The 11,891-nt window shown below is 70.5% G+C and carries 12 protein-coding genes; 6 read left to right on the top strand and 6 right to left on the bottom strand.

Features of this window, described 5'->3' with window-relative positions; genetic code table 11:
• The first annotated feature begins 3 nt into the window (after positions 1 to 3).
• On the top strand, positions 4 to 1,185 hold the full coding sequence (locus tag ACPPVO_RS60105; RefSeq protein WP_426508943.1) for a glycosyltransferase 87 family protein: 1,182 nt from the start codon (positions 4 to 6) through the stop codon (positions 1,183 to 1,185).
• A 9-nt stretch (positions 1,186 to 1,194) separates the two neighbouring features.
• The gene (locus ACPPVO_RS60110) at positions 1,195 to 1,827 is read left to right on the top strand and encodes a phosphoribosyltransferase (RefSeq protein WP_426508944.1); all 633 of its coding nucleotides are present in this window, start codon (positions 1,195 to 1,197) and stop codon (positions 1,825 to 1,827) included.
• Here ACPPVO_RS60110 and dnaB read toward each other — a convergent pair.
• Positions 1,824 to 3,254: a replicative DNA helicase gene (dnaB, locus tag ACPPVO_RS60115; RefSeq protein ID WP_360368191.1), complete on the bottom strand. Its 1,431-nt coding sequence runs from the start codon at positions 3,252 to 3,254 to the stop codon at positions 1,824 to 1,826. The genes ACPPVO_RS60110 and dnaB overlap by 4 nt on opposite strands.
• A 334-nt stretch (positions 3,255 to 3,588) precedes the next feature.
• Between dnaB and ACPPVO_RS60120 the strand changes: the two genes are divergently transcribed.
• Positions 3,589 to 4,245 carry a hypothetical protein gene (locus ACPPVO_RS60120; protein ID WP_426508945.1) on the top strand — a complete coding sequence of 219 codons (657 nt, stop codon included), beginning with the start codon at positions 3,589 to 3,591 and terminating at the stop codon, positions 4,243 to 4,245.
• A gap of 99 nt (positions 4,246 to 4,344) precedes the next feature.
• Entirely contained in the window at positions 4,345 to 5,898 is a 1,554-nt protein-coding gene (locus ACPPVO_RS60125) for a YfbK domain-containing protein (protein WP_426508947.1), read from the top strand.
• 52 nt (positions 5,899 to 5,950) lie between these two features.
• Here ACPPVO_RS60125 and rplI read toward each other — a convergent pair whose 3' ends face one another.
• The 5 genes from rplI to ACPPVO_RS60150 all read right to left on the bottom strand — a co-directional run bounded on the left by rplI (position 5,951) and on the right by ACPPVO_RS60150 (position 8,703).
• Positions 5,951 to 6,400 (bottom strand): 50S ribosomal protein L9, encoded by a 450-nt coding sequence (gene rplI / locus ACPPVO_RS60130; protein ID WP_360368183.1) that lies wholly within the window; start codon positions 6,398 to 6,400, stop codon positions 5,951 to 5,953.
• Between the two features lie 13 nt (positions 6,401 to 6,413).
• Positions 6,414 to 6,653, bottom strand: a complete 240-nt coding sequence (gene rpsR / locus ACPPVO_RS60135; protein ID WP_223100246.1) for a 30S ribosomal protein S18 — start codon at positions 6,651 to 6,653, stop codon at positions 6,414 to 6,416.
• A gap of 20 nt (positions 6,654 to 6,673) precedes the next feature.
• Positions 6,674 to 7,210: a single-stranded DNA-binding protein gene (locus tag ACPPVO_RS60140; RefSeq protein ID WP_360368180.1), complete on the bottom strand. Its 537-nt coding sequence runs from the start codon at positions 7,208 to 7,210 to the stop codon at positions 6,674 to 6,676.
• Positions 7,211 to 7,329: 119 nt separating this feature from the next.
• The gene (gene rpsF / locus ACPPVO_RS60145) at positions 7,330 to 7,620 is read right to left on the bottom strand and encodes a 30S ribosomal protein S6 (RefSeq protein ID WP_426508949.1); all 291 of its coding nucleotides are present in this window, start codon (positions 7,618 to 7,620) and stop codon (positions 7,330 to 7,332) included.
• 228 nt (positions 7,621 to 7,848) lie between these two features.
• Positions 7,849 to 8,703 carry a hypothetical protein gene (locus ACPPVO_RS60150; protein ID WP_426508951.1) on the bottom strand — a complete coding sequence of 285 codons (855 nt, stop codon included), beginning with the start codon at positions 8,701 to 8,703 and terminating at the stop codon, positions 7,849 to 7,851.
• Between the two features lie 202 nt (positions 8,704 to 8,905).
• Between ACPPVO_RS60150 and ACPPVO_RS60155 the strand changes: the two genes are divergently transcribed.
• Together ACPPVO_RS60155 and ACPPVO_RS60160 are read left to right on the top strand one after the other, a co-directional pair.
• The gene (locus tag ACPPVO_RS60155) at positions 8,906 to 9,679 is read left to right on the top strand and encodes a deoxyribonuclease IV (protein WP_426508953.1); all 774 of its coding nucleotides are present in this window, start codon (positions 8,906 to 8,908) and stop codon (positions 9,677 to 9,679) included.
• 23 nt (positions 9,680 to 9,702) lie between these two features.
• The gene (locus tag ACPPVO_RS60160; protein WP_426508955.1) at positions 9,703 to 11,835 is read left to right on the top strand and encodes a hypothetical protein; all 2,133 of its coding nucleotides are present in this window, start codon (positions 9,703 to 9,705) and stop codon (positions 11,833 to 11,835) included.
• Positions 11,836 to 11,891: the final 56 nt, after the last annotated feature.

Below are 11,891 nucleotides of genomic sequence, written 5' to 3' on the forward strand. Positions count from 1 at the left end.
ACAATGGTCGGCATCGCTACCGACCTGCGCGCCCGCCTCCTGGACGCCGCCTTCTACGCCCTCTGCGCCGCCTTCGCCGCGGTGACCGCCCTGACCTCGACCCTGCTGCCACACCGGGCCTGGGGCACGATCGCCTGGATCGCCTACGCGGCGGGCGCGGCGCTGGTCCTCCTCATCGGCCGCCACCGCGTGGTACCCCTCCTCTTCGTCACCACCGCCCTGCTCCCGCTCCTGGTGGAGGCGGTCCAGCGCGCATCCGGCCGCACCGACCGGGCGCAGGAAGAGGTTCTGGTCGTCGAGCAGATGGGCGACCGCCTGGCCCACACCGGCACCCCGTACCTCGCGCGCGAGGCCATCGCCGCCCTCCCCGAGCCCGACCGCCTCCTCGGGTACGCCCCCTATCAGCCCGGGATGTCGGTCTTCGGCCTACCGCGCGCCGCGTTCGGCGATGCCTGGTGGACGGACGCCCGCGTGTGGTTCGCGGTCGTGACGACGTTCTGCCTGGTGTACTGCCTGAACCTGCTCCGTCCTCACGCCGACCCCCTGCGCCTGGCCCAGGCGGTGGCGGTCCTGCCGCTGTGCACCCTGACCCTCGCCACCGGCGGCGACGACCTCCCGGTCCTGACCCTCTGCCTGCTGGCGCTCGCCCTGTCCGCCCGGAACCGCTACACCGCGGCCGGCGTGGCGGTCGGCCTGGCCGGCGCCCTGAAGCTCTTCGCCCTCCCGGTGGCCCTGGTCCTGCTGGTCCTGATCCTCGCCACCGCCTCCCGGCGCGCCATCGGCTTCGCCGCGACCGCCCTGGGCATCCCGCTCCTCGCCCTGCTCCCCGCCCTGCTGGTCAACGCCGACGCCTACATCGAGAACGCCGTCCGCTTCCCCAGCGGCCACGGCCTCGTGACCAGCCCCGCCCAGTCACCCCTGCCCGGCCACCTGATCGCCACCGCACTCCCGGCGGGCCGCACGATCGCCCTGGCCCTGCTGCTCCTGGCCGGCGCGGTCATCGCCCTGATGCTGTTCCGCCGGCCGCCCAGGACCGCGGGCGTCGCCGCCGCGTACATCGCCGCCGGCCTCACCGCCGCCATCATGCTCACGCCGGCGACCCGCTTCGGCTACCTGCTGTACCCGGTCGCCTTCCTGGCCTTCTGGTGGTCCCTGCGCAAGACGGCCGACCCCGACCCGGCGTAGACAGGAGGCATGGGCTTCCGCAACCGCGAGGAGGCCGGCGCCGCCCTCGCCGTACTGCTCCGCGACTACGCCGACCGGGAGGACGCCGTGGCCCTGGGCCTGGTCCGCGGCGGCGTACCGGTGGCCGCCGAGGTCTCCCGCCGCCTGCGCATCCCGCTGGAAGTCCTGGTGGTACGCAAGCTCGGCGTGCCCTGGGCCCCCGAGGTGGCCTTCGGCGCGGTCGGCCCGGGCGGCGTCCGGGTTCTCAACGACGAGATCGCCCTGCACCTGGACGACGAGGAGATCGCGGCCGTCGTACGCCACGAGTCCGCCGAGCTCCACCGCCGCGAACGCCTCTTCCGCCGCTCGCGCGGCCCACTGGACCTCACCGGCCGCGTCGCCCTGGTCATCGACGACGGCCTCGCCACTGGCGCAACGGCCGACGCCGCCGTCACGGTCGCCCGCCACCTGTCCGCGAGCCGCGTCGTCCTCGCCGTTCCGGTCGGCGCAACGGCCGCGGTGACCCGCCTGCGGCGCGCCGCCGACGAGGTCATCTGCCCGCTGGCCGAACCCTACTTCGGCGCCGTGAGCCGCTACTACGACGACTTCCACCAGCTGACCGACGCCGACGTGACCGCCCTGCTGACCCGACCGCCGTCCTAGATCGCCATGTCCACGAACCGCGACAGGTGCAGCTGCGCCGCCACCGTGATCGTGTCGGTCGGCCCGTTACGGTGCTTGGCCACGATGAAGTCGGCCTCGCCGGCCCGCGGCGACTCCTTGTCGTAGTAGTCGTCGCGGTGGAGCAGGATCACAACGTCGGCATCCTGCTCAATTGACCCACTCTCGCGCAGGTCGGACAGCTGTGGGCGCTTGTCGGTGCGCTGCTCGGGGCCACGGTTCAGCTGGCTCACCGCCACCACCGGGCACTCGACCTCCTTGGCCAGCAGCTTCAGGCCACGCGACAGGTCGGCGACCTCCTGCTGCCGGCTCTCGGTGCGCTTCGGGCTGGTCATGAGCTGCAGGTAGTCGACGATGATGAGCTTGAGATCGTGGCGCTGCTTGAGCCGCCGCGCCTTGGCCCGGATCTCCATGAGGTTCATGCTGGGCGTGTCGTCCACGAACAGCGGCGCCTCGCTGATCTCGCCCATGCGCCGCGCGAGCTTGGTCCAGTCGTCGTCGGACAGCTGCCCGGACCGCAGCACATGCAGCGGCACCCGAGCCTCGGCCGAGAGCAGTCGCATGACGATCTCGACCTTGGACATTTCCAGGCTGAAGATCGCCGAGGCCATGTTGTGCTTGACCGAGGCCGCCCGGCTGAAGTCCATGGCGGCAGTCGACTTGCCCAGCCCAGGCCGGCCGGCAACGATGATCAACTGGCCCGCATGCAGGCCGTTCAGCAGGCGGTCCAGGTCGCTGAAGCCCGTCGGCACGCCGGTCATCATGCCGCCCGTGGCGCCGACCGCCTCGATTTCGTCAAGCGTCGGCTGCAGCATTTCGGCGAGGATGGCGAAGTCCTCGCTCACGCGCTTCTCGGTCACGTCGTAGATGGCCTGCTGCGCGAGGTCCACGACGTCGTCGACGTCGCGGCCGCCCGGGCCGCCCGAGCCGTACCCGAGCTGGACGATCCGCGTGCCGGCCTCGATCACGCGGCGCAGGACGGCGCGCTCGGCGACGATGCGGGCGTAGTAGCTCGCGTTCGCGGCGGTCGGGACCGTGGTCATCAGCGTGTGCAGATACGGCGCGCCGCCGATCTTCGCGATGTTGCCGGTGTCGGCGAGCGTCGCGGCGACAGTGACGGCGTCGGCCGGCTCGCCGCGGCCGTACAGATCCAGGATCGCGTCGAAGATGACGCTGTGCGCCGGCTTGTAGAAGTCGGTGGTCTTGAGGATCTCGACGACGTCGGCGACCGCGTCCTTGCTCAGGAGCATGCCGCCGAGGACGCTCTGCTCGGCGGCGACGTCCTGGGGCGGCGTGCGCTCGAACGTCTCGGCGGGGCCGGGCCGGGAGGACTTGCGCTCACCGGGCTCCGGCGGCGGCTCCTCGTCCCAGTTGTGGTCGCCGCCGCGCTTGTCTTCGGTGATCGACATATCCGCCCCTCAACGCCACACCCGCCAGGTCATTAGACCTCGGGGGTATGACAAAAAACCGCCGGCGCGCGATGCGCCCGCGCAACCGTATGGGGCGACTGGCGTTCGATGAAAGTTAGCCGGTGGACAAGCCTGCGGACAACCTGTGGACCGAGGCCCCAGACCTTGGGAAAGCCTGTGTACAGCCCTGTGGAAAACCCGGCGAACAGGCTGCTCAACCGGGCTCTGAGCTGCACGTACGGCGTCCACAGCCTGTGTGCGGCAAAAAGAAGCTCGCGGATTTTCGTCTGGACGACCGATTGCGGAAAGGTCACGAAAGGGTGACGCTCCGGCGGTGGGGTACCCGGATTGGGATCGGCCGCGTGGTCGAGAGCGGCAGGCGCCGGAGACGGGCCGCTGGGATCCGCGCCAGGAGCGCTGGATTCCGCAGCAGCGTGCGCCCGAGGACGACGACTACGGCATCGAGCCGTTCCCGGCGCGCTCGGATCCGTACCGCCGCCCCGGCCAGGGCCGGGTGCTCGACCACGACGAGTGGGCCACGCGGCGTCCCCGCCGGCGTCTGCCCCTGCCGCCGGCGCCCCCGCCGGAGGACCGGGAGGATGTCGACGACGAGGACGAGGACGACGAGGAGGAGCCGGACCAGCGCAGCGTCTACATCGGGTCGTTCATCTCGACGGCCTGCTGGTACCTGATTCCCTTCGCCGCGTACGCCGGCTGGTCGATGACCCTGCCGGACGACCCGCGCCCGGGCTGCACCAACGCCTTCGGCCTGCCCTGCCCGTCGCAGCACGACGAGGCAATGGCGAACATCGGCCATCTGGTACCCCAGCTCGCGGTTTCGATGGCGATCAGCATCGTGGTCGCCATGCTGCTCGGCAAGGTGACAACGGGCTGGCGGCCGTTCGCGATCGGCTTCGCGAGCGCGGTGCTGGGCGCGGGCATTGCGACGGTCGGGTTCGCGGTACTGGCGACGCAGCACCTTCCTTTTTGACAACTCGTCGATCACCGTTCGGTCACCGTCGGGTCACGCCGGGAGCCGCTCGCCGATCGCCGCCGTCTGACCGGCCAAACACCTCTCGAGGAGGCTTCGATGGCCGGTCGGCACTCGGTACGACGCCTGCAGGTCGCCGCGCTGGTGGCAATCGCCGCCACGCTGCTGGCGGCCTGCGGCGCGGCAGACTCTCCCAGCAGCGACAGCGGCAGCGGCAGCGAAAGCGGCAACAAGGCGGCCCCGGGCCTCACCGGTGGGGCGCCGGACAAACCTCAGGGACTCGCGACGCCCGAGACGACCGGCGAGGCCGCGGCCGGGCGCGCCGCGGCCGGCGAGGTGTCCGCGTCCGACGAGCCCGTGTCGACGTTTGCGGTGGACGTCGACACGGCCTCGTACGGCTTCGCGAAGCGCACCCTCGAGTCGGGCCGGCGCCCCGCGGCGAGCGCGATCCGCCCGGAGGAGTTCGTGAACTCCTTCGATCAGCAGTACCGCGAGCCGCAGGGCAACGGCTTCTCGATCAACACCGACGGCACCCGGCTGCCGTCCACGCACCGGGGCGCCGAGGACAACGCCCGCCTGCTGCGTATCGGCCTGCAGACCCGCGGCGAGTCCGACGCCGAGCGCCCGGACGCGGCGCTGACCTTCGTGGTGGACGTGTCGGGCTCGATGTCGGAGCCGGGCAAGCTCGACCTGGTGCAGCACGGCCTGCGCACGCTCGTCGATCAGTTGCGCCCGACGGACTCGGTGGCCCTGGTCTCGTACTCCGACGAGGCCGAGGTGCTGCGCCCGATGACCCAGGTGCGCGACCGTGACGGCCTGAACCGGGCGATCGACCGTCTCAAGGTCGCCGGGAGCACGAACCTCGAGGCGGGCCTGCGCCTCGGCTACGACACGGCCCGCAAGGGCTTCCGCAACTCGGCCACCAACCGCGTCATCCTGCTCTCCGACGGCCTGCCCAACGTCGGCACGACGGACGCGACGCCGCTGGTCCGCGAGATCCAGGAGGCCGCGGCCAAGCAGATCACGCTGCTGGGCGTCGGTGTGGGCAGCGACTACGGCGACCGGTTCATGGAGCAGCTCGCCGACAAGGGCGACGGCTATGTCGTGTACGTCAGCGACCAGGCCGAGGCCGACCACGTCTTCGTGCAGCAGCTCCCCGCGACGGTCGCCCTGCGCGCGCTGGACGCCAAGGCCCAGGTCGAGTTCGACCCGAAGACCGTTTTGTCGTACCGCCTGATCGGCTACGACAACCGCGCGCTCTCGGCCTCGCAGTTCCGCAACGACCGGGTGGACGGTGGCGAGGTCGGCCCCGGCCACGCGGTGACCGCCCTGTATGCCCTGCACCTGCGCCCCGGTGCCGCCGGCCACCTCGCCGACGTGCGGGTCCGCTGGCAGGACCCGAAGACGCGCGAGGCGAGCGAGCTCTCCCAGCCGATCACGGCGAGCGCCCTGACCGCGGACTTCGCGGAGTCCCCGCGCCCGCTGCGGATCTCCTACGTCGCCGCCTACCTGGCCGAGGTGCTGCGGGCCAGCCGGTACGCCGAGGAGGTCCGCCTCCCCGACCTGCGCACGATCGCCCAGAGCGCCGGCGACTCGACCCAGGTCCGGGACCTGACCAACATGATCGGTGACGCGATCCCGCTCTACAGCTGACCAAGCCAAAGGGCCCCGGAGCGGTTTCGCTCCGGGGCCCATTGCGTTGGCTTTACTTGGCCGCCGTGACCTTCAGCGTGAAGCTGGCCGCGACCTCGGGGTGCAGCTTGATCTGCACCTTGTAGTCGCCCACCGACTTCACGTGGCCCGGCAGCTCGAGCCGCCGGCGGTCGAGCTCGGGCCCGCCCGCCTTCTGCACGGCCTCGACGACCTCGGCCGGCGTGACCGAGCCGTAGAGACGCCCCTCGCGGCCGGCGCGAACGGCCAGCTGCACCTTGAGGTTCTCGAGCTGGGCCTTGACCTCGTTGGCGTGCCCGAGGTCGCGGATCTCACGGGCCCCGCGGGCCCGCTTGATCGTCACGATCTGCTTCTCGGCACCCTTGGACCACGGAATCGCGAACCCCTGCGGCAGCAGGTAGTTGCGCCCGTATCCGTCCTTGACCTCGACGATGTCGCCGGGGGTCCCGAGGCCCGAGACTTCCTGGGTGAGGATGATCTTCATGTCACCGGCCCCCTTAGCGCGTGGTCGCGGTGTAGGGGAGCAGCGCCATCTCGCGCGCGTTCTTGACGGCACGCGCGATCTGACGCTGCTGCTGGGCGGTCACGCCGGTCACCCGCCGAGCGCGGATCTTGCCGCGGTCGGAGATGAACTTCCGCAGCAGCGCGGTGTCCTTGTAGTCGATGTAGGCGATGCCCTCCTTGTCGAGAGGGTTCACCTTCTTCTTCGGTTTGCGCAGGGCCGCAGCCTTCGCCATTGCTCTTGCTCCTGATGCCATTAGAACGGGGGCTCGTCGTCGAAGGAAGAGTTCGACCTGCCGCCGCCTCCGCCGCCACCGGCCGGGGTCGCGCTGGCCCACGGGTCTTCGTTGAAGCCGCCGCCGCCACCACCGCCCCCGCCGTTGCCGCCGGAGCCGAACCCGCCGCCACCGCCACCACCGGAACTGCGCGACATCTTCTGCACCTTGGCAGTCGCGTAGCGCAGCGAGGGGCCGATCTCATCGACCTCCAGCTCGATGACGGTGCGCTTCTCGCCCTCGCGCGTCTCGTACGACCGCTGCTTGAGCCGGCCGGAGACGATCACCCGCGACCCGCGGGTCAGCGACTCGGCGACGTTCTCCGCCGCCTGCCGCCACACCGTGCAGGCCAGGAACAGCGGCTCGCCGTCCTTCCACTCGTTGGTGGTGCGGTCCATGAACCGGGGGGTGCTTGCCACCCGGAACTTGGCGACCGCCGCTCCCGACGGAGTGAAACGCAACTCAGGATCATCGGTCAGATTGCCTATGACCGTGATCGTGGTGTCTCCCGCTGCCATATTTGAGTCAACTCCTCGCGCGCTGGTGTATGGCCACCATGTCACAGGGGTACGACAGTTTCCCGTCACGCCTCGTGGTCTGGGGCCGGGCGAAGCAGATCGATCTCGCCCGAATCCGCTTAGCGGACTTCGGGCCGGATGACCTTGGTGCGCAGCACGGACTCGTTGAGTCGCAGCTGACGGTCCAGCTCGGCAACGGACTCCGGCGAGGCCTGGAGGTCGATGACGGCGTAGATACCCTCGGTCTTCTTGTGGATCTCGTACGAGAGGCGCCGACGGCCCCACACGTCGAGCTTCTCCACCGAGCCACCCGACGTCCTGATCACATTCAGATACTGATCGAGCGACGGTGCGACGGTGCGCTCCTCGAGACTTCCGTCGAGGATCACCATGATCTCGTAATGACGCAAGACTTTCTCACCTCCTACGGGCTAAGCGGCCGCGGTCCATCCGCGGCAGGAGGTCGTGCGTCGTCAATCGGCCTGAGGCCGACGGACCGAACCAGAGTACACGCTGGGGGGTCCAGACAGAAAAAGACCGCGGGGCGCGTCATCCGCTTCGTTGGGTGGGACCTGGGGAGGAACGACCACACCGGTGCGTTGGATGACGGCGCCCCGCGGAGCTATGGAAATAGTACCTTATGCGAAGCTAGCGCGTGATGCCCGCTCCGCAATAATAGCCCGAATTGCGGCGATTCCCACACCCACGACGCACACCGTCGCGACCAATGCGAGCAGGCCGACCGGCCCGTTGCTCGCCGGGCCGCTCGCGGCCACGGGCTCCTCGACGGTGACGCGGTCGTCCACGGGTGCGCTCGGGTCCACGCCCATCGCCGGGGCCGGCGCCGCGCTGGGGTCCAGCAACGACGGGTCGATGGGTTCGGTACCCATCTCGTCCGCCGCGGCCGCCGAGCCGTCCTGCGCCTGGGGCGTCCTGGTCGAGCGCGCGGCGCCGCCCGAGCGGTTGCTGATCACGCCGTTCGCCGCGCCGGCGGCCGCGCCCGCGGGCCCGTTCGCCGCCGCGGTCTTCGTCGCGCCCGGCGCCGCCTTGGCCTGGCCCTGCGCGGCCTGTGCGGTCGCGACGGGCGCGGGCGGCGGCGCGGTCACGCCGACCGAGACCGGCTTGAACTGCTGCACGACGCCGACTCCGCAGTCGAAGGTCATCGCGACTTCCACGGGCCCCTTCTTGAAGAGCACAGGGACCTGCTGATTCGGCTGTACCGTCGCCACGCTCTTCCCGTCCACCTTCAGGGCCGCGTTCTGGCCGAGACGGTTGACGAAGTTGATCCGCGAGTCGGCCGGCACCGAAAGGTCGCCGGTGTTCGGTTCCGACTTGCAGACGAGCAGGCTCAGCACACTGCCGCCGGAGAACTCGACGGTCGGCGCGGAGGGAGCGGCACTCACCGGGCTGGCGCCCACGGTCAGGGCCGCGGTGGCGATCGCCGCGGTAGCCGCCAGGCGGACTGCCGATCGGTGTCCAGACAAGGTAGCCATCCAGTAGCCATCCAGGGTTGGGGGATCGAATGGGGGGCCGTTCCATCGAGCCATGCCAGCGCCGGCACGATCACGAGGCGGCTACGTGCGTAACGACGCGATCGGCGCCACGGTGACGGAAGACCGGCATACCGGACGCTTCGCCCCCCTCGGCCGAACCGGGTCGCGCGAAGTGTCACACCCACGTCGTAGGCTCTGCGGCATGCGAATCGGTGCTCACGTCGACCCCGCTGAGCCGCTGGCCGAGGCCGCCGCCCGCGGTGCCGACCTCATCCAGTTCTTTCTGACCGACCCGCAGGCCTGGACGGATCCCAAGGACCGCGCCGACGCCGAGGCGATCCGCGCCGCCGAGATCGACGTCTATGTCCACGCGCCGTACCGGATCAATGTGGCCTCGTCCAACAACCGGATCCGGATTCCGAGCCGCAAGCTGCTGTTCAGCCACGCGGCGGGCGCGGCCCAGGTGGGCGCCAAGGGCCTCATCGTCCACGGTGGTCACGTGGAAAAGGCCGACGGGCTCGACGCGGGCTTCGACAACTGGCGCAAGACCTTCGCCTACGCCGCGGAGCAGGGCGGATTCGCCACGCCGGTGCTGATCGAGAACACGGCCGGCGGCGACAACGCCTGCGCGCGCCGGTTCGACAACCTCGCCCGGCTGTGGGACGCGATCGGCGACTACGAGGTCGGCTTCTGCCTCGACACGTGCCACGCCCACGCGGGCGGCGAGGACCTGCTCGACATCGTCGACCGGGTCAAGGCGATCACCGGCCGCATCGACCTGATCCACGCCAACAACTCGCGCGACGGCTTCGACTCCGGCCGAGACCGGCACGACAACATGACCTCCGGCGAGATCGATCCGGAGCTGATCGTCGCGGTCATCCGCGCGGCCGGCGCCCCCGCTCTCGTCGAAACTCCGGGTGGCGCCGAGGGCCAGGGCGCCGACATCAACTACCTGCGGGAGCGGCTGGCGTGAGCAACGTTTCGTCGGAGCCGACAGTGTCCGAGGAGCAAGATCCGAGCGAGCCGGACGGCCGCCACCCACCCGGCACCACCGACTCGGGCGCGTCCGAGGGCGCCGACGGGAAAGTTTCGGACGCCGGCGCCGAGACCGCGTCGACTTCGGATACCGCCGACACGGATGAATCGGATATATCCGTTTCGTCCGATAAGGCGAATTCGGCCGGCGACGACGAGTCCTCCACCGGGACCCCGCCGGTGGAGGAGCCCGACGCCGCGGACGCGAGCGCGGGTGCCGAACCCGTCGAGAAGTCCGACACCGCGGCGGACGAGGACGGCGAGAAGGCGAAGAGCGACGAGCCCTCCGACCCGTTCACCGCGTTCGCGCCCGAGCCCGAGTTCGTCCCCGGGCGCGTGGGCCGGATCTCCCGGACGAGCGGCTCGGCCCTCATGCGGTTCTTCGCGCACGAGTGGACGCTCGCCGCTATCGGGTCGGTCCTGCTCGCCATCGCCATGACCTGGCCCGCGATCAGGCACCCGGCCACGACGATCCCCCAGGACATCTGGGACCCGACGCTGCAGGCCTGGCAGATGGCGTGGGCCGGGCACATCCTCACGACCGACCCGCTGCAACTGTGGCACGCCAACGCGTTCTACCCGGACCAGTACAGCTACGCGTTCTCCGACACCCTGCTCGGCTACGCCCCGGCGGGCATGATCGGCACGGGGCCCGAGGCCGCCATCGTGCGGTACAACTTCGTCTTCATCTTCATCTTTGCCTTCGCGTTCTTCGGGGCCTACGCGCTCGTCCGCCAACTCGGGGCCGGTCGGACGGGGGCCGCGGTCGCCGGCGCGGCGTTCGCCTATGCGCCGTGGCGGCTCGGCCAGGCCGGCCACCTGCACGTGCTGTCGATCGGCGGGATCGCGCTGTCGCTGGCGATGCTGGCGCGCGGGCACGGGTTCTCGCTGCGCAACGGGTACGAGCCGGAGAAGCGCCGCTGGGGCTGGGTCGTCGGCGGCTGGGCCGTCGCCGCGTGGCAGATCAGCCTCGGCTTCGGCATCGGCATCCCGTTCGCCTATGCGCTGCTGTTCGTCGTGCTGGCGGCCGCGATCACGTGGGGCTACCGGCAGGCGTTCCGCTGGAAGGAGCGCCGGCCGTTCGGCTGGAAGCTGCTGCTGGCCAACCTCGGCGGCGGGCTCCTCTTCGCCGGCGTGAGCGCAATGATGGCCTACCCCTATCTGCAGGTACTGAAGCAGCACAAGGAGGCCAAGCGCAGCGCGGAGATCATCAGTCTGTTCTCGCCGCCGCTGAAGGGCTTCTTCATCTCGCCGCCGGAGTCGTGGCTGTGGGGCGACGCCTACGCCAACGCGCGCTCGACGCTGGGCTGGGCGCCGGAGATGGCGCTGCTGCCGGGCTTCTTCCTCTACGGGCTCGCGTTCGCCGGCCTGTTCGTGTCGGTGTGGAAGCTCCAGCACCGCATCCTGCTCGGCGTCGGCGTGGTGATCACGGCCATGCTGGCGATGGGCAGCAACGGCCCGGGGCACGGCGACTTCGGCTACATGGCGCTCTACCGCGTGCTGCCCGGCTTCGAGGGCATCCGCACGTCGGGCCGGCTGATGGTCTGGGTGACGCTGTTCCTCGCGCTGCTCGCCGCGGGGGCGGTGAGCGCGTTCGCGGACCGCGCGGTCGAGCTCTTCGCCGACCAGACCCAGTCCGACGTCGGCGATCGAGCGGGCGCCTGGCGCCTGATCACGCTGATACCGCTCGTGCTCGTGCTGGCTGAGGGCGTACACAAGTGGCAGCCCAACCCCGAGGTGCCGCCGTCGCCGGTCGCGATGAGCACGCTCGAGGCGCCCCTGATGGTGCTGCCGACCGGCGAGTTGCAGGACATGAACACCATGCTCTGGAGCACCGACGGCCTGCCGAAGATGGTCAACGGTGGCTCCGGCTTCACGCCCGACGACCAGCAGATCCTGCGCCTCAACATGCAGCAGTTCCCGGACCAGGCCACGGTCGACCAGCTCCGCGAACTGAAGATCCGCACGGTCGTGGTCCTGCGCGACCGGGCCCAGGGCACCGAGTACGCGAAGGCCATCGACGCCCCCATCGACGGCCTGGGCATAACGCGCACCGAGCAGGGCGACGTCATCCTGTACAAGATCGACGGCTGACCGAGGTCCCGGCGCGGGCCGGGACCGCACCACCGCCCGGCGCGGGCCGGGACCGC

Source organism: Dactylosporangium sp. McL0621, assembly GCF_049995355.1.
Taxonomy (GTDB): Bacteria; Actinomycetota; Actinomycetes; order Mycobacteriales; family Micromonosporaceae; genus Dactylosporangium.